Origin of the sequence: Ferrimonas kyonanensis DSM 18153, from assembly GCF_000425405.1 — a bacterium.
Taxonomy (GTDB): domain Bacteria; phylum Pseudomonadota; class Gammaproteobacteria; order Enterobacterales; family Shewanellaceae; genus Ferrimonas; species Ferrimonas kyonanensis.
On record NZ_AUDJ01000037.1, the window covers coordinates 28802 to 51407 of the forward strand.

18 protein-coding genes and 1 pseudogene are annotated in these 22606 nt (G+C 53.0%); 13 read left to right on the forward strand and 6 right to left on the reverse strand.

What is annotated here, in order from left to right; genetic code table 11:
* Positions 1-176: 176 nt before the first annotated feature.
* From H598_RS25590 to galU, 9 genes are all read left to right on the forward strand, one after another.
* Positions 177-1643, forward strand: a complete 1467-nt coding sequence (locus H598_RS25590; RefSeq protein WP_084144449.1) for a capsule assembly Wzi family protein — start codon at positions 177-179, stop codon at positions 1641-1643.
* A 2-nt stretch (positions 1644-1645) separates the two neighbouring features.
* Positions 1646-2164 (forward strand): hypothetical protein, encoded by a 519-nt coding sequence (locus H598_RS0112270; protein WP_035415860.1) that lies wholly within the window; start codon positions 1646-1648, stop codon positions 2162-2164.
* An 11-nt stretch (positions 2165-2175) separates the two neighbouring features.
* Positions 2176-2634, forward strand: a complete 459-nt coding sequence (locus H598_RS0112275; RefSeq protein WP_028113283.1) for a YhcH/YjgK/YiaL family protein — start codon at positions 2176-2178, stop codon at positions 2632-2634.
* 757 nt (positions 2635-3391) lie between these two features.
* On the forward strand, positions 3392-4735 hold the full coding sequence (gene glmM / locus H598_RS0112280) for a phosphoglucosamine mutase (RefSeq protein WP_028113284.1): 1344 nt from the start codon (positions 3392-3394) through the stop codon (positions 4733-4735).
* Between the two features lie 62 nt (positions 4736-4797).
* Positions 4798-5859, forward strand: coding sequence for a CDP-glycerol glycerophosphotransferase family protein (locus H598_RS0112285; protein ID WP_028113285.1), 1062 nt, complete (start codon positions 4798-4800; stop codon positions 5857-5859).
* 5 nt (positions 5860-5864) lie between these two features.
* Complete coding sequence (locus H598_RS0112290; protein WP_028113286.1) at positions 5865-6281, forward strand: FAD synthase family protein; 417 nt, start codon at positions 5865-5867, stop codon at positions 6279-6281.
* 104 nt (positions 6282-6385) lie between these two features.
* Positions 6386-7405: a UDP-glucose 4-epimerase GalE gene (gene galE, locus H598_RS0112295; RefSeq protein ID WP_028113287.1), complete on the forward strand. Its 1020-nt coding sequence runs from the start codon at positions 6386-6388 to the stop codon at positions 7403-7405.
* Between the two features lie 136 nt (positions 7406-7541).
* Positions 7542-8708, forward strand: coding sequence for a nucleotide sugar dehydrogenase (locus tag H598_RS0112300; RefSeq protein ID WP_028113288.1), 1167 nt, complete (start codon positions 7542-7544; stop codon positions 8706-8708).
* A gap of 95 nt (positions 8709-8803) precedes the next feature.
* Positions 8804-9694, forward strand: coding sequence for a UTP--glucose-1-phosphate uridylyltransferase GalU (galU, locus tag H598_RS0112305; protein WP_035415862.1), 891 nt, complete (start codon positions 8804-8806; stop codon positions 9692-9694).
* 820 nt (positions 9695-10514) lie between these two features.
* Here galU and H598_RS0112310 read toward each other — a convergent pair.
* A complete protein-coding gene (locus tag H598_RS0112310) occupies positions 10515-11630 on the reverse strand; it encodes a hypothetical protein (RefSeq protein ID WP_028113290.1) in 1116 nt (371 codons plus the stop codon).
* A 972-nt stretch (positions 11631-12602) separates the two neighbouring features.
* Entirely contained in the window at positions 12603-14006 is a 1404-nt protein-coding gene (locus H598_RS24190; protein ID WP_051252697.1) for an MBL fold metallo-hydrolase RNA specificity domain-containing protein, read from the reverse strand.
* Between the two features lie 179 nt (positions 14007-14185).
* Here H598_RS24190 and H598_RS0112320 point away from each other — a divergent pair, with 179 nt between their 5' ends.
* On the forward strand, positions 14186-15976 hold the full coding sequence (locus H598_RS0112320; RefSeq protein ID WP_028113291.1) for an ABCB family ABC transporter ATP-binding protein/permease: 1791 nt from the start codon (positions 14186-14188) through the stop codon (positions 15974-15976).
* A gap of 809 nt (positions 15977-16785) precedes the next feature.
* Here the strand turns inward: H598_RS0112320 and H598_RS0112325 are convergent.
* A complete protein-coding gene (locus H598_RS0112325; RefSeq protein ID WP_035415863.1) occupies positions 16786-17973 on the reverse strand; it encodes an MFS transporter in 1188 nt (395 codons plus the stop codon).
* A 103-nt stretch (positions 17974-18076) separates the two neighbouring features.
* Between H598_RS0112325 and H598_RS0112330 the strand changes: the two genes are divergently transcribed.
* Positions 18077-18958: a LysR family transcriptional regulator gene (locus tag H598_RS0112330; RefSeq protein WP_028113293.1), complete on the forward strand. Its 882-nt coding sequence runs from the start codon at positions 18077-18079 to the stop codon at positions 18956-18958.
* A 494-nt stretch (positions 18959-19452) separates the two neighbouring features.
* On the opposite strand, the gene H598_RS26530 is transcribed toward H598_RS0112330, so the two are convergent.
* Both H598_RS26530 and H598_RS0112340 read right to left on the reverse strand, forming a co-directional pair.
* Positions 19453-19611 (reverse strand): hypothetical protein, encoded by a 159-nt coding sequence (locus H598_RS26530; protein WP_156897023.1) that lies wholly within the window; start codon positions 19609-19611, stop codon positions 19453-19455.
* A gap of 39 nt (positions 19612-19650) precedes the next feature.
* Complete coding sequence (locus H598_RS0112340) at positions 19651-20022, reverse strand: DUF2750 domain-containing protein (RefSeq protein WP_051252698.1); 372 nt, start codon at positions 20020-20022, stop codon at positions 19651-19653.
* 154 nt (positions 20023-20176) lie between these two features.
* Between H598_RS0112340 and H598_RS0112345 the strand changes: the two genes are divergently transcribed.
* Positions 20177-21169: an NAD(P)H-dependent flavin oxidoreductase gene (locus H598_RS0112345; protein WP_028113295.1), complete on the forward strand. Its 993-nt coding sequence runs from the start codon at positions 20177-20179 to the stop codon at positions 21167-21169.
* 615 nt (positions 21170-21784) lie between these two features.
* On the opposite strand, the gene H598_RS0112350 is transcribed toward H598_RS0112345, so the two are convergent.
* Positions 21785-22072 (reverse strand): GIY-YIG nuclease family protein, encoded by a 288-nt coding sequence (locus tag H598_RS0112350; RefSeq protein ID WP_028113296.1) that lies wholly within the window; start codon positions 22070-22072, stop codon positions 21785-21787.
* A 303-nt stretch (positions 22073-22375) separates the two neighbouring features.
* On the opposite strand from H598_RS0112350, the pseudogene H598_RS24195 reads away from it, so the two are divergent.
* A pseudogene (locus H598_RS24195) lies at positions 22376-22606 on the forward strand (hypothetical protein); the annotation flags it as partial.

The following is a 22606-nucleotide window of genomic DNA, read 5'->3' on the forward strand; positions in this document are numbered from 1 at the left end:
AGAAAAAATTTATATGGCTCGAAATTTAAAAGTTTTTATTCATAATCTTGATTGCTGAAGCCGGTTAATATTCTTGCCCCAAATTTTCTATTGGTGATGAGTTTATGGCTAATTTTATAATTGTTTAAACAGTCTGGCTTTGTGGTTAGTGCCAAAATAAAAAGTTGAAAATAGAAATGAAATATTTTAGCTCGGTTATTGCTGTTGTGTTTGTATCGGCACAAAGTCAAGCAGCCAGTTCTTTTATTAGTCTGCAAGATAGTTATTTAAATGGAAGAATCGACCAGCTTGTAGTGGTCTCTGATATGCCAGTCTTAACGAAGCCATATAATGTAAAGCAGGTTCGATCTTATCTGGGGCTTATTCGAAAGAAAATTCCAGGTCTATACAATGAGATTAATAATGGACTATTGCCATATGAAAAAAGCGGCGAAATTCAAAGAGGCGAAGTATTAGTCGCTGCAGCAGCTGAACCAGATCATAAGCAGATAATGCCGAATGGCAGAGGTGAAACGGCTTCCTCGACTTATCGTGTATCCGCATCTGCCCAATATAAGTACGCAGATTGGCTGGTTGCTTCGGTTGGTGGATTAGCTTTTGATGGCGAGAGTGGAGCCGATGATCTTTTGCCTGTAGACTCTTACATTGCCATTGGTTGGGATAGCTTTCAGTTAGATTTTGGTTATAGAGAACATTGGTTATCGCCGTTTTCAGACTCTGCAATGCTAATGTCGACCAATGCGCGCCCTTCTTTTTCGGTGGGGATTAGTAATCCTGTAGCATTTGAGAGTCTGTGGAATCTGCATTATGAGGTATCAGTTACCCGTCTAGAGGAACACGATACGATTTTGTATGGCGATGAAGTCGAGTCTGGTCGCCCTGCTATTTTGATGACTCATTTGAGCATTGAGCCGGTTAAAGGTTGGACTATTGGCGCCAACAGAACTATGCAATTTGGTGGTGGATCTCGCGAGGTGAGCTTAAGTTCGATTTGGGATGCATTCTGGGATCCGGTATCAAATGACAATAATGCATCAGATAGCTTTGAGGATTGTGAGTCAGAGCAGGCAAATCTGTGTGAGTTCGGCAATCAACAAGCTTCAATTACTACTCGCCTTAATTTTCAAGGTGATACGCCTTTCTCTATTTACGGTGAGTATGCTGGCGAAGATACCGCAAGTCATTCGAACTGGAGATTGGGTAACATTGCAGTCTCCGGTGGGCTTAATATCCCATTTCTTCCTGAGTATTTATTAGGTAGAGATTGGTCGTTCACTTACGAGTTCACTCAATGGCAAAATGCTTGGTATAACCATTACATTTATAAAAATGGTTACACCAATGATAGTGTTGGCATGGGGCATTGGTTCGCCAATAACCGCGATGATCAAGATGGTGTTCCTGGTACAGCTAATATGGTTAAGTTGGGTTGGCAGCGTGGATATAGAGATAGATATGAATTTGTCTATCGCCAGATGAAGAATGATAACAATAACTCGAGCCAAAGCTATACAACAGCCAGAGAGTTAGATGTCCGTTATTTTGGTCGCTGGAATGATCAAGACTGGGGGTACCGAATTTATGGTGGCCAGACAGTTTATGACGATAGCTTTGTTCGCGGTGAAATCAGCTTAGGGTGGTAACGATGAGAGTTTTATTTCTAATGGTGACTTTTATTGTATCACCTTTCGCTATGGCAGATTGGGCATTTCAGGCTGGCTTGGGGGGTACTTATCTCTATCAAGATAATGCTGATACTGGTACAGACAGTAGTGTTCGACCCAACTTGCAGTTCGGGGTGTTTAAGCCGGTCTCTGATACCTGGAGTATGGGTACGGCTATAGAGTATGTGCCGGATGATATCATGGGCTCTGGCGCAACGGGCAACCTGATGATGTGGCGCGTTGCAGAGTTTGGCTACCAGTTTGCCGAAAAGTGGGCAGTTAGCTTTTATGGCGGTGCGGCTAGATACGACCGTGAAGAGCCAGGTTGGGGTTATGGGTTAGGCGGCGGCGTGCTGTGGTTGTTAGGTGATCGCTGGGCCTTGTCTGGTGAGCTAAATTGGACCAGCACTGACATTTCCCTCGAAAATGATGGTGTTACGGCTTCTGGTAAGAAGGATGATTTCATCTGGACCTCTTTGGTGCTTAAGGTTCGGTTTTAAGGGGCTATTTTATGCAGTTGTTTGAGCTTTCCTCGTGCTCGGGTTTGCCTGAAGAAGTTGGTAAGTGCATTCGCCATGTGTTGTCTTTGGGGGAGATCCCGGCGGGCCTTTTTGAGGTACCGGGGTCAGTCATTAAGGCTATTGGGATTCGATATGTCACTAAGGGGTCATCGGTACCTGTGGTTGCCGAAAACCATCAACGGGTAGTGGATGTGCATGTTGTTGTTCAAGGTAGCGACGGTGTAACTGTTGTTGCTGAAGAGGCTGCAGTCCCTAGTGGTGATTACTGCGATAAGGATGACTATCAGTTGTTTGATGTTAGCGGTGATCTTGAGCTGCAAGAGTTGACTGCAGGGCGTGTTGCTGTTTTTGAACCTTATGAGATTCACGTTACTGGGCGCGCTGTTGTTGAACCTGGTGATGTTGTTAAGGTGGTATTGAAGGTTCCTACTGAGCTGTTTGAGGGGTAGCGCCTAGGGTGGAGGCAAAGGGCTAAGAGCTAAGGGCTAAGAGCTAAGGGCTAAGAGCCAAAGACACTGGGTACCCGCGTACGCGGGCACGACAGTCAAGGTCCAAGGCCTAAGGTCAAAAGCCAAAGACGCTGGGTACCCGCGTTCGCGGGCACGACAGTCAAAGGCAAAGGCCTAAGGTCAAAAGCCAAAGACACTGGGTACCCGCGTACGCGGGCACGACGGAAGGTTGGTTGGATAGCTGAGGTTACCGTGTAGTGTTTGCGTGACCTGAGGCTAAGGTTAAAGGCAAAGACGCTGGATTCTTGCGTTCGCGCGAATGACGAGGGGCGGGAAGACGCCGGGTACCCGCGTGTGCGGGTACGGCGGTTAAGGGCAAAGGCCCAAGGTCAAAAGCTAAAGACACTGGGTACCCGCGTTCGCGGGCACGACGGTGGGTTGGTTGGAGTTCTCTGGTTTCCGGGTAGTGTTTGCGTTACCCGGGGCTGAGGTTCAAGGCAAAGACGCTTGATTCTCGCGTTCGCAAGAATGACGAAAGTCTGGAAGATCCTGGGTACTCGCGTTCGCAACAATGACGAAGTGTGGGTACGGCGGTCAAAAGCTAAAGCGCGACATACATGGTGTCGTGGGTACGTCAGTGATTAATGTTAGTATGTAGTTTCTTTCTTATTTGGTCGCTGTGCACTGTTGAGTGGAGTGACATTTTTGTATTTAGGTCGTGCAGGGTGCAGACCGGGTTTTAATGGATAGAATATTTATGTCTCGAAAGTACTTTGGTACCGATGGTGTACGTGGTCTCGTTGGTCAATCTCCAATTACTCCCAAGTTTGCAATGAAACTTGGCTGGGCTGCCGGAAAGGCATTAGCCAACCAGGGAAATAGCCGAGTGTTGATTGGCAAAGACACCCGCATCTCAGGTTACATGTTGGAGTCGGCCATGGAGGCGGGCTTTGTTGCAGCCGGTATCGATGTGGCCTTTTTGGGGCCTATGCCAACGCCAGCGGTGGCTTACCTTACCCGCACCTTCCGTGGCGAAGCCGGTGTGGTTATCAGTGCCTCCCATAACCCCTACCATGACAATGGTATCAAATTTTTCTCTGCGGACGGTACCAAACTCAGCGATGAGGTGGAGCTGGAAATTGAGTCCTGGTTGGATAAAGAGATGGACTGTGTACCGTCTGAACAGCTTGGACGCGCCACTCGCGTCAGTGATGCCGCCGGTCGTTACATCGAGTATTGCAAAGCCACGTTCAGTCGCGAATACAGCCTCCAAGGGTTGCGCATCGTGCTGGATTGCGCCCATGGCGCCACCTACCACGTGGCGCCGCCGGTCTTTACCGAGCTGGGTGCTGAGGTTATCACCATTGGCAACGAGCCTAACGGCACCAACATCAATGCGCAGTGTGGTGCCACCCACCTTGATGCGCTACAGAAAAAGGTCGTTGAAGTGCGCGCCGACTTCGGTATCGCCTTCGATGGCGATGGCGACAGGGTGATGATGGTTGACGGTGACGGTACTAAACTCGACGGCGACATCATTCTGTTCATCTTGGCTAAGCACTGGCAGAAAAAAGGCATCCAGTTTGGCGGTGTGGCCGGCACCCTGATGGCCAACATGGGCTTGGAACTGGCACTGAAAGAGCGCGGCATTGAGTTTGCTCGCTCCAAAGTGGGCGATCGTTATGTGGTCGAACTGCTGAAACAAAAAGGCTGGACACTGGGTGGTGAAAACTCAGGCCACATTTTGTCTCTGGATCACTCCTCCACCGGTGATGGCATTGTCGCGGCATTGCAGGTGCTCCAGGTACTGGCAGAAACCGGTCAGACTCTAGAGCAGGCTCGCTCCGGCATGACCATGTTGCCCCAGGTACTGATCAATGTGCGCTTCTCCGGCAATACTACGCCACTGGAGGCTGAGTCGGTAAAGCAGGCGGTCTCCCATGTTGAGCAGGAGTTGGCCGGTCGTGGTCGGGTATTGTTGCGTAAGTCGGGCACCGAGCCGTTAATTCGGGTTATGGTCGAGGGCGAAGATGAGGCTCTGGTTCGAGCGTTGGCACAAACCATTGCCGATGAAGTCGCTCGGGTTGACTCTGCAGCCTAATTCAGTGTGGCAGCAATGCGGCTGCCACTCACCGAACTCCACAGACCCTTAGGACGTCAAGGTTGCTGTTTTTTGAATTGTTATACCCCTATTACTTGCCTCAGTATTTGCCGGTTGCCATGGAGTGGCAAGCTCGGGGCGGTGAGGTTCGTTTTATCTGCCACTACATCGATTCGGAGTTGATGCCCGGTTACCGGCAGACTTTGGCTGCAACTGGTATCGAGGTGTTTTGGGTAAATGGTGCCGAAGAGGTGGAGGCCTTGTGCCATCAGCATCAGCCAGACTGGTTTATCTTTGGCAATACTCAGCAACATTTCTCTTCCATGCCGGAAGCTACCAAAGTAGCTTTAATGCAACATGGTATTGGTCCCAAAGCTTGTTATTTCGATATGCCCAAAGGCCGGGTCGATGTGCGTTTTGTCGAGGGAGAGCATCGACTGCGTCAGCTACAGGCACGCTATCCTGAACACCGATTTGTAGATACCGGCTACGCCAAACTGGATTCTATCGTTAATGCCGATAACGGCGAAAGCTTGACACAAACTTTGGGGTTGGATGCTGCCAAGCCAACAGTACTGTATGCGCCAACGTTTTTTCCTAGCAGCATTGAAAGCCTGCCGTTGGACTTTCCACAACACCTATTGGCATACAATCTGATCATCAAGCCGCATTACTTTTCGCTAACTAAAAAGCGTTACCGTAACCAGAGCAAAAGGCTGCACGATTGGGCCAAATCCCCCAATGTCCACCTGGTGCCGGTGGCGGATCAGGACATTACTGCCTATATGTCGTTAGCGGATCTGCTGGTAAGCGATGCATCATCCACGCTTTTGGAGTTTGCCGCACTGGATAAACCAGTGATATGGTGCGACTTTTATCATCTGCGCTGGACCTACCGGGGGCCGTTGAAGTTTCGCTTGAAGCAGAGAATGGCGCCGGAGTTGAACCAGTACAAACCGTTGGCGACCGTGGTAGAACGCCCTGGGGAACTGGCTGACGCCATCGCGCATCAGCTTGCAAACCCCGGCCAGTTACGGGATGTTAGACATAGCCTGACTTCACAGTTAGTGGGCAGGGTCGATGGGCAATGCAGTCACAGGGTCGTGGACTGTCTGTTGAGTTAAAGTGGATTATGAAAATTATTACTTTTGGGACCTTCGACATGTTTCATGTCGGCCATCTGCGTCTGCTTGAACGAGCCAGACGGGCGGGTGGTCATCTAACCGTTGGTGTGTCTTCAGACCAACTGAACTTCACCAAGAAGGGCCGTAATCCTATCTGCAGTGAAGTTGACCGTTGTCGCATCATTAAGGCGCTGGCCTGTGTCGATGAGGTATTTATTGAAGAGTCCCTCGAGCTTAAGCGCGAGTACATCAGGCGTTATCAGGCCGATGCTCTAGTGATGGGGGATGATTGGCAGGGTAAGTTCGACGATCTTGCCGACTTGTGCCAGGTTATTTATCTCCCTAGAACCCCTTCCATTTCGACCACCGCTCTCATCGAAGTGGTCCAGTCGATGCCAAACGTCAGCACTTCTGTTGCCTGAGTGGCTCCGTTGCCCGAATGCACTAGGCTATAGTCAGTATGGTTTTCTGTATTGAACTTGGTGTGTAAAAGGCAGTGTGTATTAAAAAATGTGGAATGAATTGAATGTCTAAAACGGTATTGGTCACCGGAGGTGCCGGTTACATCGGCAGCCATACCCTGGTAGAGCTACTGAACCAAGATAAAAACGTAGTGGTGGTGGATAATCTCAGCAACAGTTGTGAAGAGTCGCTGTGCAGGGTTGAGCGGATCACCGGCAAGAGTGTGACCTTTTATCAGGGCGACATTCTCGACTCGGACCTGTTGGAGCGAGTGTTTGCCTGCCACGATATCGGTTCAGTGGTGCACTTTGCCGGTTTGAAGGCGGTGGGTGAGTCCGTCGCCCAGCCGGTTCGCTACTACCAGAACAACGTTACCGGTACCCTCAGTTTGTGTGAGGCCATGGCCAAAGCCGGGGTATTCAATCTGGTGTTCTCCTCGTCGGCCACAGTCTATGGTGACCCGGCCAGCCTGCCAATTCGTGAAGACTCTCCAGTGGGGGGCACTACCAATCCCTATGGCACCAGCAAGTATATGGTTGAGCGTGTACTGCAGGATCTGCACGTGTCCGATAGCCGCTGGAACATTGCCCTGTTGCGTTACTTTAACCCGGTCGGGGCCCATGAGAGCGGTTTGATTGGAGAAGACCCCAACGGCATTCCCAATAACCTGATGCCCTTTATCAGCCAGGTGGCGGTGGGTAAACGTGAGCATCTGTCGGTATTTGGCAATGATTACGATACCGTCGATGGCACCGGTGTACGTGACTACATCCATGTGGTGGATCTGGCCATCGGCCACCTCAAGGCGTTGGATAAACTCGCAGCTGAGCCGGGCGTGGTCATCTACAATTTGGGTACCGGAACCGGCTACAGCGTGCTCGAGATGGTGTCGGCCTTTGAAAAAGGCAGCGGCCAGCCGGTGCCCTATCAGCTAGTGGCCAGGCGCCCTGGTGACATTGCTGCCTGTTACGCCGATCCTGCCAAGGCCCAGGCTGAGCTTGGATGGACTGCCAAGCGTGGTGTCGATGCCATGACCGCCGATACCTGGCGCTGGCAGTCGAATAACCCCAATGGCTATAAGTAACCCCTCTTTAGCGAGTGTTTTTGGGTAAAGATCTCATTTTAGTGGCCGGCACATTGTTAAGATGGCCGGCTCTTTGTTTTGTTGTGAGTGGCGTTTGAACTGCTTGCAGACTATTGAAATTATTGGATTAAAGTAGATGAAAATTGCGATTGCGGGCACCGGATATGTCGGTCTGTCTAATGCGGTATTGCTGGCACAGCACAACGAAGTGGTAGCCTTGGACATTGTTGCCGATAAGGTAGCGATGTTGAATAACAAGCAGTCTCCCATCGTCGATGCCGAGATTGAAGATTTTCTGGCCAACAAAACCCTGAATTTTACCGCCACCATGGACAAAGAGGCGGCGTACGCCGGTGCCGAGTACGTGGTTATTGCCACACCGACCGATTACGATCCGCAAACCAACTACTTCAACACCAACTCTGTTGAGGCGGTGATTCAGGATGTGATGGCCATTAACCCAACAGCGGTGATGATCATCAAATCTACCGTGCCTGTGGGGTACACCAAATCCGTGAAAGAGAAGTTTGGCTGCGATAGCATCATCTTTTCGCCGGAGTTTTTGCGTGAAGGGAAGGCGCTGTACGATAACCTGTATCCGTCTCGAATCATCGTTGGTGAGCGCTCCGAGCGTGCCGAAGTGTTTGCCGGCCTGTTGGTGCAAGGTGCCATTAAGCAAGACATTGAAGTGTTGTTTACCGATTGTACCGAGGCGGAGGCGGTCAAGCTGTTCTCCAATACCTACTTGGCACTGCGGGTCGCTTACTTCAACGAGCTGGACTCTTATGCTGAGACCCATGGTCTGAACAGCCGCCAAATCATTGAAGGAGTAGGTCTGGACCCACGCATTGGTAACCATTACAACAACCCCAGCTTTGGTTATGGCGGCTACTGCTTGCCGAAAGACACCAAGCAGTTGCGGGCTAACTATCAGGATGTACCCAATAACATTATCAGTGCCATCGTCGATGCCAACCGCACCCGCAAAGATTTTGTCGCCGATGCCATTATCGCTCGTAAGCCGAAAGTTGTCGGCGTACACCGCCTGATCATGAAAGCCGGCTCCGATAACTTCCGCGCCTCCTCCATTCAGGGCGTGATGAAGCGCATCAAAGCCAAGGGCATCGAAGTGGTGGTGTTCGAGCCGGTTCTTCAAGAGGCCGAGTTCTTTAACTCCCGCGTGATCAACGATCTGGAAGAGTTTAAGAAGGTGTCGGACGTAATAGTGGCCAACCGTCTCACCGACGACATTAAAGACGTAGAAGCCAAAGTGTATACCCGCGACTTGTTTGGCAGTGACTAAATCGGCAGCAAAGCCAAAGCCTGGCTTGTATTAGCTCAACGGCAGCAGAGGTTCTGCTGCCGTGAGTGGCACGATCTAATTTTTTGAGTATTACTATGATTTCTAAAGTTGTAATCCCCGTTGCCGGACTGGGAACCCGTATGCTGCCGGCGACCAAAGCCATCCCTAAAGAGATGCTGCCTTTGGTGGACAAGCCGCTGATTCAGTACATCGTGAATGAGTGCGTCGAGGCCGGTTTTAAAGAGATCGTGCTGGTGACTCACGCCTCGAAAAATGCCATTGAGAACCACTTTGATACTTCGTTCGAGCTGGAAGCGACGCTGGAGAAGCGGGTAAAGCGGCAGTTGCTGGAAGCCGTTCAGGCCATCTGCCCGAAAGACGTGACCATCATGCACGTGCGCCAGGGCGAAGCTAAAGGTCTGGGTCATGCCATTCAGTGCGCCAAGCCGCTGGTGGGCGACAACCCTTTTGCGGTGGTGCTGCCAGACGTTATTTTGGATGAGTACACTGCAAATCAGCAGACTGAAAACCTGGCGGCTATGAAACAGCGCTTTATTGACACCCGTCGTAGCCAGATTATGGTCGAGGCGGTGCCGGTGGAAGATGTCTCTAAGTACGGCATTGCCGATTGCGATGCGTCCTGCCTACGCCCCGGCGAGAGTGTGGTGATGAAAGGGGTGGTTGAAAAGCCAGCCGCGGAAGTCGCACCATCCAACATGGCCGTAGTGGGCCGTTATGTATTGCCAGCCAGCATTTGGCCGTTGTTGGCGAAGACGCCTCCAGGAGCGGGTGATGAGATTCAGTTAACTGATGCTATCGCCATGTTGATGGAGTCTGAAAACGTTGAGGCGTTCCAGATGTCCGGCAAGTCCCACGATTGTGGTGATAAACTGGGCTACATGAAAGCCAATGTAGAGTACGCGCTGCGTCACTCAGGCTTGAAAGATCAGTTCAAAGAGTACCTGAAATCAGTCGACCTGGGTTGATTGAGTTCCTTACTTTAAAAAACGCGGCCAAGGCCGCGTTTTTTGATCCTGCAATGTCGTGCCCGCGCACGCGGGTACCCAGCGTCTTTTACCCTTTGTCATTCTTGCGCAGGCGAGAATCCAGCGTCTTTTTTTATCCTCTAAATCAAAGCCACTGGCCCCTCGCGTTCGCAAGGGCGACGGTGCTAGTTGGATGGTTTTGCAGTTAATCTGCTCTACCGTGGCTACGGCAGAGCTCAGCACCGGTCGTTCCCACCTAACCTTCAACTATCCCTCCGTCGTGCCCGCGAAAGCGGGTACCTAGTGTCTTTTGCCCTTTGTCATTCTTGCGCAGGCGAGAATCCAGCGCCTTATTGGTTGTAAAGCCACTGGGCCCTCGCGTTCGCAAGGGCGACGGTGCTAGTTGGATGGCTTTGCGGTCAACCTGCTCTACCGTGGCTACGGCAGAGCTCGGCATTGGTGGTTACCACTGAACCTCCAACCATCCTTCCGTCTTTCTCGCTACCTCAGTACGTTAATCATTACTCCGTCGTACCCGCGAACGCGGGTAACCAGTGTCTTTTTACCCTCTCAACCAAAGTCACTGGACCCTCGCGTTCGCAAGGGCGACGGGGTGGAGTATGTCGTGCCCGCGAATGCGGGTACCTAGTGTCTTTTGCCCTTTGTCATTCTTGCGCAGGCGAGAATCCAGCGCCTTATTGGTTGTAAAGCCACTGGGCCCTCGCATTCGCAAGGGCGACGGTGAGTGTGTCGTGCCAACCGGTTTTTCAGTGCCGCAGAGGTGGCTGTTCACACCTTCTGCGGCGTTTAGGATTGTGTACTACAGATTGGTGCTGTTGTCTTTTTGAGCGACCTGAGGCGTACTTGGGTTAGCTCGTTGGCGAACAATGGACATACAGTTGTCGATAAAATTACTGATCTGGCTCTGGGGAATATTGGGTGCTCCGAGGTTTTTATTGCCGCCGTCAAATGCATCAAATGACGCAATAACGCTGCTGGTGCAAGCAACCAGCACTTCATCCAGTAGTACACTCTCTGCCAGATCCTTTACGACCAGTGCCACTTGATCAGAAGAAGAGGTGCCCGCCGTGGTGGACTGTTGTCCTAGTGCCTGGGCGTAGGTATTGGTGGCCATCGACATGGCGCCATTGAGACTATCAAAGACCTTTTGGTGATCCTGGTAATTGACGGTTTGCACGGTCAGGTTTGATTTGGCCGTGGCCAGCTTCGTTTTTTGAGCGCTGTATTTGTCGCAGTTCGCTTTGGTGTCATTGGTGGGGGTGGTACATACTGTATCAGCATCGCCTGTAATGGCCTTGGCTATTTCATCCAGTGCGGCTTGCTCGGTTGCAACCGTAGTCTCTGCGGCCGCTTTGTCCTTAAGGGCTTGGTCTTTATTGGCTTTTGCATCGGCAATTTTATCGCTGAGATTGAGAGTGGCGTTGGCTGCAATGGCGATTTGAGAGCGAGGCTGGCTGGTGGTCAGTTGCTCAATAGCGATGAGGGCCACCATTGAGCGTTGATATTTGCTGAGCATGGCAAAATACTGAGACTCGTCGATGGCACCCGATGCGTAGGCTTCACAGAGCCGAAAACCGGCATCCCTTAGCAGCTGAATGGATTGCGAGCGAATGCCGATAGTGGCGCCATTCTCGCTGTTGACTGATTTAAAGGCGGCAGTAACTTCCTCAACCACATCAACATTGGCTTCGACGGCCGAGCTGTATACCGAGAACACATCGGGGCTGGGCTCGGTGCAGGTAATGGATTGGCCACTGCTAGACTGGCCTGAGATAAGAAAGCGTTGCTTGGCATCGACACTGATAACCTGCTGGGTGTCGCTGAGTGTGTCAACTTCGTGGATGGTTGAGCTGCATCCGGTTATGCCGGTTAGGGTAAGGGTGCCAAGTAGCAATGATTGGTTCAGTATGCGCATAGTTCAGCTCCTTTGAACGTGCATGGTGATATTGAATTGTGAAGCCAATAAACATAGTGCCTGTTGCCGCTGAAATACAAGTTGAGATCGTATTGGGAGCCGAGAGGCTTTCATTAGGCTTGTTGTCGAGATCAAGATTGCTCGCTACCTCAATGGGCAAATCATCCCTCCGTCGTGCCCGCGAACGCGGGTACCCAGCATCTTTCGCTCTTCGTCATTCTTGCGAACGCGAGAATCCAGCGTCTTTCGCCCCTCGTAATTCTTGCGAACGCGAGAATCTAGCGTCTTACGCCCTTTGTCATTCTTGCGAACGCGAGAATCCAGCGTCTGTTCTTGTTAAGAAAACCCAAAGTCACTGGGCCCTCGCGTTCGCAAGGGCGACGGTGCGAATGGGATGGGCTTGTGGTCAATCATCGCTCTACAGTGGCCAATAGAGAGCGGTAATGCGGCAGCCAATCGTACTTTAACCATCCCTCCGTCGTGCCCGCGCACGCGGGTATCCAGCGTCTTTCGCCCTTCGTCATTCTTGCGGATGCGAGAATCCAGCGTCTTTCGCCCTTTGTCATTCTTGCGAACGCGAGAATCCAGCGTCTTACGCCCTTTGTCATTCTTGCGAACGCGAGAATCCAGCGTCTGTTCTTGTTAAGAAAACCCAAAGCCACTGGGCCCTCGCGTTCGCAAGGGCGACACGAGCGAGGTGGGGTGGGTTAAGTTGAACTGTGGCCGCCAGAAGGGCTGGTGCCATACTAATTACCCTCCGTCTCTCTCGTTACCTCAGTACGTTAATCACCACTCCGTCGTGCCCGCGCAGGCGGGTATCCAGTGTCTTTCGCCTGCGAACGCGAGAATCCAGCGTCTGTTCTTGTTAAGAAAACCCAAAGTCACTGTGCCCTCGCGTTCGCAAGGGCGACGGGGTGGAGTGTGTCGTGTCCGCGCATGCGGGTATCCAGTGTCTTTCGCTCTTTGTTGCGTTTACGTCGAGCTGATACTGGCTTTGACCGGAGCGCTGGCCAGGGTGGCGGCCAGTTCCACCTTAATGCCGGGAAAGGTACGTTTAAGGCAGTTGGCGAGCCCTTTTTGAGCCACGGGGCTACCGTGAATCAGCCGGATGCATTTGGGAGGAAACGCCATGCTGGAGACAAACCGAATCAAATCCGGCTGGTCGGCATGGGCGGAGTAGCCACTGAGGGTATGGATGCTGGCTTCTACCCGGGTGAGCTGGCCATCAATCTCAACCTCCGTGGGCGCGCTGAGTTGCTGCAGGCGCCGCCCCAGGGTGCCCTTGGCCTGATAGCCGACAAACACGATATCAGTGCGAGGATCCGGCGCCAGCGCTTTCAGGTAGTTAACGATGCGTCCGCCGCTGCACATGCCGCTGGCGGCAATCACGATGGCTGGCTCGGCGCTGACCTGCAGGCGATTCAGTAGCGCCTGATGCTGGCGGTGGTCATCGATGGTGATCAGGTGGTCAAAGTCCAACGGGTGGCGACTGCTGGAGATTCTATGCCGGGCCTCTTTATCCCAAAGGTGCTGCAGTTGGCGGTAACTGGAGGTGATTTTGGCGGCCAGAGGCGAGTCAACAATGATGGGAACTTGAGCCATGATTTGGTCGCCATTGAGGTGAAACAGCAGATCTTCAATTTCATACAACAGCTCCTGAGTACGGCCAATGCTGAATGCCGGAATCAGGGTGACGCCGCCATTTTTCAAGGTGGATTGCAGAATCTGCTTCAGCTTTTGGCTGCGTTCGGCGCGGTGTTCGTGACAGCGGTTGCCATAGGTGGATTCCAGTACCAGCAGGTCGGCAGACTCGGGCGCGTCCGGGTCAGGCAGTAGTGGTGTGTTGTAACAGCCAAGGTCGCCGCTGAAAACAATCCGCTTCTTGTTGGGTAGGGCTACCTCAACGATGGAAGAGCCTAATATGTGCCCTGCTGGGCGCAGCCTTACCATGCCGATGGCCGGAGAGGGCAGGGCGTGCCAGTGATGGTAGTCCAGTGGTTGCAGTTGAGCGCGAATCTGGTCCAGGAAGCGGCTAACCAGAGTTCGATCCCGGGTAAACCCTAATTTAATGGCGTCTTCCAGAATCAGCGGCAACAGGTAGGCGCTGGCCTGGCTGCAGAGGATCGGCCCCCGAAATCCCGCCGCCAGCAGGTAGGGGATGCGACCAATATGGTCGATGTGACAATGGGTCACGATCAGAGCCTGGACCTGATCGAGATCGAAATCGATATGATGGCCGTCGGGGGAACGCCGCTCCAAATCGTCGCCTTGGAACAGGCCACAGTCCACCAAGATGGAGTGCTGATCATCCAGATAGAGTTGGTGACAGGAGCCGGTAACGCCGCTGGCCGCACCGTGATGGTGCAATTTAAGCATGGATAAGTCCTTTTACCCTGAAGGCCTAGTTTAACCCTAGCAGCGAATTTTAAGGATGCGGCCGGGAGCGGCATTTTTTCTTATTCAGGATGAAAGAAAGATCACATAAAGGGCGAATTCTCGCTGCAGTTCACGGATAATATGGCTTGTTTACAATCGGTTATCAGCAGGCAGAGTCCATGAGTCGTCGATACAAGTCGGTTACCCCCTATTCCAGTGTTAATTTTGGCGTGTTGAAGTCACTGCTGCCCTACCTGCTGGAGTTCCGACTGATCCTTGGGTTATCGCTGGCGTGTCTGGTGGGGGCCAAGGTGGCCAGCGTCGGTTTGCCATTTATCCTCAAACACATTGTCGATAACCTCGATGGTGTTGGTGAGGTGCCGGCGGCGACGGCGATTCCGTTGGCGTTGTTGCTGGCGTACGGTCTGGTGCGTTTCTCCAACGTGCTGTTTGGCGAGCTTCGCGACACCCTGTTTGGCCGCATTACCGAGCGGGCGATGCGCCGGGTCGGACTCAAGGTGTTTCGTCACCTCCATAAGCTGGATCTGGGTTTTCATTTAGAGCGCCGTACCGGCGGTGTTTCGCGGGACATCGAGCGGGGCACCAATGGCATCAGTTTTTTGATGCGGTTTATGGTGTTCAATATTGTGCCAACTTTGCTGGAGATTGGCCTGGTGGTGGGGTTGCTGTGGTGGAATTACCACATCGGCTTTGCACTGATTGTGTTGCTGGCGGTAGTGGCGTACATCGGTTTTTCTGTGGTTGCCACCGAATGGCGAACCGATTTTGTTCGTCAGGTCAATGAGGCCGAGTCCCAGAGCAGCACTCGGGCCGTTGACAGCCTGCTGAACTTTGAAACGGTTAAATACTTCACCAATGAAGAACACGAAAGTCGCCACTATGACAGTGAGTTGTCGCAGTGGGAGCAGGCGCGGCGTCGCAATAGGTTGTCGTTGTTTGCGTTAAACGGCGGTCAGGCGCTGATCATTGCGGTAGCCATGACTGCGGCCATGGTCTTGGCGGCATCGGACGTGGTCGACGGTGGCATGACCCTGGGTGATTTTGTGCTGATCAACAGCTTTATGATGCAGGTGTTTATGCCTCTGAATTTCCTTGGTTTTGTCTATCGGGAAATGAAGGGGTCGCTGGCCAATATCGAGAAAATGTTTGACCTGCTGGGTCGAAAGCCCGGAGTGGAAGATGCCGATGATGCGACCGAGTTGCAAGTGGGCCAAGGGGCCATCGAGTTCGATAATGTGCATTTCCATTACCACCCGGAGCGACCGATTCTTAAAGGGGTCAGTTTTCGGGTTGAGCCAAAACAAAAAGTGGCCATTGTCGGCAGCAGTGGTGCCGGCAAATCGACGTTGTTTAAGTTGCTGTTCCGTTTTTATGACATCACTGACGGGGGCATTCGCATCGATGGCCAGTCGGTGAGTGAGGTCTCACAATCCTCGTTGCGGCGCGCCATCGGGGTGGTGCCTCAGGATACGGTGTTGTTTAACACTTCAATTCTGGAGAATATCCGTTATGGTCGGGTCGAGGCCAGTGATGAAGAGGTGGATAACGCGATTCGATTGGCCCACTTGGACCAGTTTATTGCTCGTCTTCCGGACGGTGCGCAGACCCTGGTGGGAGAGCGAGGCTTGAAGCTTTCAGGTGGAGAAAAGCAGCGGGTGGCCATTGCTCGGGCCATTCTCAAGCACCCGCCAATCATGGTGTTTGATGAGGCCACCTCGTCGCTGGACAGCCATTCTGAACAGCATATCCTAACCGCCCTGAGTGAGATTGCCCGTGAACAGACCACCTTGGTGATTGCGCACCGACTCTCGACGGTGGTGGATGCCGATAAGATTGTGGTGCTGGATCAGGGCATGGTGGTCGAGCAGGGCAGTCATCAACAGCTGCTGGCTCTCGATGGCCATTACGCTGCATTGTGGCGGGTGCAGCAGCAACAGCGTAGCAGTTGAGTATCGCTCTTACCTTCGCTGTACTCTGCTTTGGGTTTAGATCGTCGTGCTCGCGCTCGCGGGTACTCAGTATCTTGCCTTTCTGCTCGTAGTGTCTGTTTTTGATTTTGATTGTCGTGCCCGCGAACGCGGGTACCCAGCGTCTTTTGCTCTTCGTCATTGTTGCGAATGCGACAATCCAGTGTTTGTTATTGGTAAGAAACCCCAAAGCCACTGGGCCCTCGCGTTCGCAAGGGCGACACGGTTGGGGTTGGTGAGTGTGGCGGCATCGGTTGCCGCAGGGGAGTGCAGCTCTCACCGAACAATTAATAAAACCTCCGTCGTGCCCGCGAACGCGGGTACCCAGCGTTTTTTTGCTCTTTGTCATTGTTGCGAATGCGAGAATCCAGTGTTTGTTCTTGGTAAGAAACCCCTAAGCCACTGGGCCCTCGCGTTCGCAAGGGCGACGGTGCTTGTTGGATGGGTTTGCGGTAAGTCCGCTCTACCGTGGCTACGGCAGAGCCCGGCATTGGTGGTTACCACTCAACGTCCAACTATCCCTCAGTCGTTTCTGTTACCACTCAATGTCCAACCATCCTTCCGTCGTGCCCGCGAACGCGGGTACCCAGCGCCTTTTGCTCTTCGTCATTGTTGCGAGCGCGAGAATCCAGTGTTTGTCCTTGGTAAGAAACCCCTAAGCCACTGGGCCCTCGCGTTCGCAAGGGCGACAGTGTGGAGGATATGAGCCCTCGGGTTCGAAGGGCGACGGGGTGAAGGATATGGACCCTCGAGTTCGCAAGGACGACGCTGTGAACGGGGTGGTGGTTAGGTTAGCGCAGTGGTTGCACAGCGGTGGAGTGCTCAGTTCGATCCAATGCACCGCTGAGACGGGTCAGCGCCAGTGCCAGCAATACCACGGCGGCACCGATCCACGGCGTGTCCATCAAACTGCCGCTGTCGACAATGAGACCGCCGGCGGCGGCGCCCAGTGCGATTCCCAGGTTGAATGCGGCGATATTAAATCCCGATGCCACGTCGACGGCATTGGGCAGGTGTTTTTCAGCCAGTTGCACGACATATACCTGCAGTCCGGGCACATTACCAAACGCAAACGCTCCCCAGATCATGATGGTCAGGCCGGCACTAATGGGGTGGTAAGCGGTTTGAGAAAACAGCAGCAGTACCGACGCCAGACCGATAAACATTACGGTTAAGGCTTTGATGGGGCCATGTGTATCGGCCAGTTTTCCGCCCCAGAGGTTGCCAATGGCAACGGAGGCGCCATACAACAGGATCATTGGTGCCACCAGATGACTGCTGATTCCTGTGACCTGCTCGAGAATGGGGGTTAGGTAGGTAAACAGAATGAAGTTACCGCCATAGCCCAGAGCCGTGATCAGGTACACCAGCACCAGCCGAGGCTGAGCCAACACTTTGGCTTGATCCCGCAGGCTGGCGGTGGCGCCGGGTTTCAGGTCGGCAGGGATCAATGCAGCGCTACCCAGCAGGGCAATCACACCGAGAGCGGACACCACCAGGAAAGTGGCTCGCCAGCCCCACTCCTGGCCAATGAGGGTGCCTAGCGGTACTCCGGTGACCAGAGCAACGGTCAGGCCGGTAAACATGATGGCGATGGCGCTGGCTTCTTTATCTTTGCTGACCAGGCTGGTGGCAATGGTTGAGCCGATGGAAAAAAAAACTCCGTGGGCCAGGCCGGTCAGGACTCGGGCCGCAATGAGGGTGTTGTAGCCCGGTGACAGCCAGGCGATCAGATTGCCAATGATGAACAGGGTCATTAGAGCCAGAAGCAGGTGTTTGCGGTTCCAGTGGCTGGTGAGAGCGGTGAGAACCGGGGCACCAACGGCCACACCCAGCGCGTACAGGCTGACCAGCAGCCCTGCTGACGGCAAGGAGACCCCGAGATCTGAAGCTATGGTTGGTACCAGGCCGACGATAACAAATTCGGTCGTTCCGATGGCGAAAGCACTTAAAGTCAGTGCGAATAAAGCTAGAGGCATGAGAATCTCCGCGTGTAACGCTTAAGTTGTGGACGGCGATTATTCCGGCTTATACTTTTGCGATAAACGACTCCTTTATGAAATTACTTTTGTTGAAAATGCAATGAAGTCCCGTTCAGATGATCTGCAATTGCTGTTGGCGGTGGTCGACAGTGGAGGTTTCTCTGCCGCCGCTGATGCCTTGGGCATTCAAGTGGCCCGTGTGTCCAGAGCGGTGAGCCGACTCGAGCAGCAGTTGGGCGTTACGCTGCTTAATCGAACCACTCGGCGGGTGGAACTGACTGAAGAGGGGCGCCAATTTGTGTATGAAGTGCGGCAAGGAATGGCGCAGTTGCTGCACGCCGAGGCTCAGCTTCAGAGTCGGCTGGATACCCCGTCTGGCCGATTAAGAGTCGATGCTGCCAGTCCTTTTATTCAGCATCAACTGGTGCCGCTGATAGCGGAGTTTCAGCAACAGTATCCACAGATAGAGCTGGAGCTGACTTCCAATGAAGGTTATGTGGACCTGCTGGAGAAGCGCTGTGATGTAGCGATTCGCATTGGACCCTTGACGGACTCGAGTCTGCATGCCCGACAGTTAGGGCGCAGTGCGCTGCATTTGGTAGCCTCGCCGGATTATCTGGCGCAGTGCGGAATCCCTGAAAACGTTGAGCAGTTATTGAGCCATCGGCTGTTGGGTTTTGTTGGTACTCGTGCGCTTAATGTGTGGCCGCTGCCGGAGGTGGGAGAGATCCGTCCGGCCATCAGCAGCAGTAATGGCGAGGTGCTTCGACAGTTGGTGTTGATGGGCAACGGAATAGCCTGTTTGTCGGCATTTATGATCCAAGATGATTTGGCCAAAGGGCGTCTGGTTAAGCTGCTGGAGTTGCAGACTCTGCCGCATACTGATCGAGAGTTGGTCAATGCGGTTTACTATCGCACTACGGCCATTCCCAGTCGAATTCGTGCCTTTTTGGACTTCATTGAACCGCGGCTAACTTTGTAGAGCCCTTTTAGCTGTACCGGTGTACGCGGGTACCCAGTGCCTTGTGCCCTTCGTCATTCTTGCGAAAGCGAGAATCCAGAGTCTGTTATTGGTAATAAACTTCAAAGTCACTGGGCCCTCGCGTTCGCAAGGGCGACACGGTTGGGGTTGGTGAGTGTGGCGGCACCGGTTGCCGCAGGGGAGTGCAGCTCTCACCGAGCAATCAATAAAACCTCCGTCGTGCCCGCGTACGCGGGTACCCAGCGTCTTTTTTACATTCAACCACAAAGCCACTGGGCTCTCGCGTTCGCAAGGGCGACACGGTTGGGGTTGGTGAGTGTGGCGGCACCGGTTGCCGCAGGGGGAGTGCAGCTCTCACCGAACAATCAATAAAACCTCCGTCGTGCCCGCGTACGCGGGTACCCAGCGTCTTTCGTTTCTCTGGCTCAAGGGAAAAAGGGGCACTCTGGCGGCGAGGGAAGTCGGTAAGTAATGCCCTCAGGGCGCAATGCGGGTTATAACTTAACCCAGATGTAGATCATGAAGCCGATCATCATCAGCACAATGGGAATGGCGAGGATGGGGAATAGCGCCAGCAACAGCCACATCGCCAGGGCGATCCAGTCACCGTAGCGATCAAAAAAACTAGGTCGTTCTTTGTTTGGGTGGGTCATGGAAAAAGCAAAGAGCCCATTGCTGGGCTCTTTGGAAACCTATTCGCCTTGCAGCTCAGTGGCCAGCTCTTTGGCTGACATCACTTCGCCTTCACCGGCACGGGTCGGTACCAAGGCAACGTCGTAGCCATCGTTTGACAGGCCGGGAACCCACTTGTCGAGGAAGTCATCCAGTGGAATGCCCATGGGCTGACAGCCTGCGTATTCTTCGGTGGCCCAGCTTTCCGCCAGGTCTTGATGGGGCCACAGCAGCAAACACTGTTCTTCGCCGGTATCCACTAACACGCAGCCCTGCTCATTGGCCAGGGTCCACAGGGTTTTATGCTCTGCGACCTGCTCCAGGAACTGAGCAAAACGCTCTTTACTGGTTTGTCGGTAGAAATTATCGATCTGTTCTTGGGTCAGGGACATGGTTTACTTCTCAAGTGGTGAGTTACCGGCGGAGTATAACAGCAGCCTGACGCCATAACCAAAGCGTACGAATTTATAAGCAGTTTTGCGCAAAACTTGCTCAGCAGGACGACCGTGGTAACAATACGGTTAGAACCATATCAGGAGAACCATTATGTCACTGCCAACATTGCTGCAGGACACCTTACAATTGCCTGCAGTTGCAGCGCCAATGTTTCTGGCGTCGGGTCCGGAACTGGTGATTGAAACCTGTAAGGGCGGGGTCGTCGGCAGTTTCCCCGCGTTGAATCAGCGCACCAGCGAAGGCTTTGAGCAGTGGCTGGAAGAGATTAATCTCGCGCTGGTGGAGGCCAAAAAGCAACCCGGAGCATTGGTGGCGCCTTATGCAGTCAACTTGATTGTGCATGGCTCTAACCCTAGGTTGAAGGACGACTTGGCTTTATGCGTGAAGCATAAGGTACCGATCATCATCACTTCTCTTGGAGCGGTATCGGAGTTAGTGGAGCAGGTTCACAGCTACGGCGGGGTTGTTTTCCACGATGTCACCAATGTACGCCATGCCAAAAAGGCAGTGGCTGCCGGTGTTGATGGTCTCATTGCCGTAGCCGCTGGAGCTGGCGGACACGCCGGAACCACCAGTCCGTTTGCGTTAGTGGCGGAAATACGACAGTTCTTCCAGGGAACGGTGCTGCTCGCTGGCTGTATCTCCTGTGGTCAGGATATTGCCGCAGCCCAGCAGATGGGGGCGGATCTGGCTTACATGGGAACCCGGTTTATCAACACTCAGGAAGCGATGTCGGCCGAGGGCCACAAAAAGATGATTCAGCAATCGATGTCGGCTGACATTCTCTATACCCCAAACGTGTCTGGGGTAGCGGCGAACTTCCTCAAGGACAGCATTCGCAATGCCGGTTACGATCCGGAAAACCTGGCGCCGAAAACCGAGATCGACTTTGGTCAGGAGTTAACTCCCGGAGAGAATCAGGGGGATAAGCAGAAGGGGGCCTGGGCGGAGATTTGGTCTGCCGGCCAAGGGGTGGGCAGTATTAAAGACATTCCGACTGTGGCTAATCTGCTGCAGCAGTTGAAGCTGGAGTATCAGCAAGCCATTGCCGCCCACCACGATATGGTGCAGCGCTATATGTAGCCATTCGCGGGCACCTAGCGTTTTACACGCTATGTGTTCGCTGCTTCGTGCCCGCAAACGTGGGCACCCTGTGCCTTTCGTTTTATGCCCGTTGTGTCTGCTTTTGATTTTGATGGTCGTGCCCGCGCACGCGGGTACCCAGCGTCTTTAATCGCAATTAAACCCAAAGCCACTGGGCCCTCGCGTTCGCAAGGGCGACGGTGCTAATGGGGTGGTTTTTGCGGTAAACCCGCTCTACCGGGGCGACGGCAGAGCTCGGCATTGGTGATTACCACTGAACCTCCAACCAACCATCCTTCCGCCTCTCTCGCTACCTCAGTACGTTAATCATTACTCCGTCGTGCCCGCGCACGCGGGCACCCAGCGTCTTTTGCTCTTGGTCATTCTTGCGAACGCGAGAATCCAGAGTCTGTTATTGGTAAGAAACCCCAAAGCCACTGGGCCCTCGCGTGCGCAAGGGCGACGGTGCTGATCGGATGGGATTGCGGTAAATCCGCTCTACCGTGGCTACGGCAGAGCTCGGCATTGGTGGTTACCACTCAACGTCCAACCATCCTTCCGTCGTGCCCGCGCACGCGGGTACCCAGTGTCTCTTGCTTTTTGGCAAGTAAGTACTTACATCAGTGTTTCCCACAGGTCTTGCCAATAAGGGTTTTCCTGCTCAATCAGTTGAATCTTCCATTCTCGCTTCCAGTGCTTTAACTGTTTCTCTCGAGTTATGGCCTGATACATCGATTGATGTGTTTCGAAATACACCAGTTGGGTTAACTGATGAGAGTGAGAAAACCCATCGATAAACTGGTTCTTGTGCTCCCAAATTCGCTTCATAAGATTTGAGGTCACGCCAATATACAGGGTGCCGTTTCGGTCATTGGTGATAATGTAGACGCAGGGCTGTTTCATCCTGTTTGCTCCCTTCCTTAGGAGTTCGTAATTATAGGAAAGGGATCTTGGGGGGGCTTAAAGCCGCTGGACCCTCGCGTTCGCAAGGGCGACGGTGCTAATGGGGTGGTTTTTGCGGTAAATCCGCTCTACCGTGGCTACGACCAGAGCTCGGCATTGGTGATTATCACTCAAGGTCCAACCATCTCTCCGTCGTGCCCGCGCACGCGGGTACCCAGTGATGTGATGGACGCCCCCCTACGATACGGCGTCAAATGCGCCAGAATTAAGTTGCGAAACATAATTCCCAGAGGAGCGTCCATCATGTCTATTAAAGCCATTGGAATCGATTTAGCCAAGAGTGTTTTTCAGGTATGTGTTCTGCAGGAGGATGGTTCAATCCTATGGAACCGCAAGGTCAAAAGGGAGAAGTTGCTTCATACCCTGCGCAACTTTCCTGCTAAAACGTTGGTGGCCATGGAGTGTAGTGGTCTAATGATCCCGGACACCAAATTAGGTGGTAAAGTCACCGCCGTAAATGAGGTGTTCAATGAC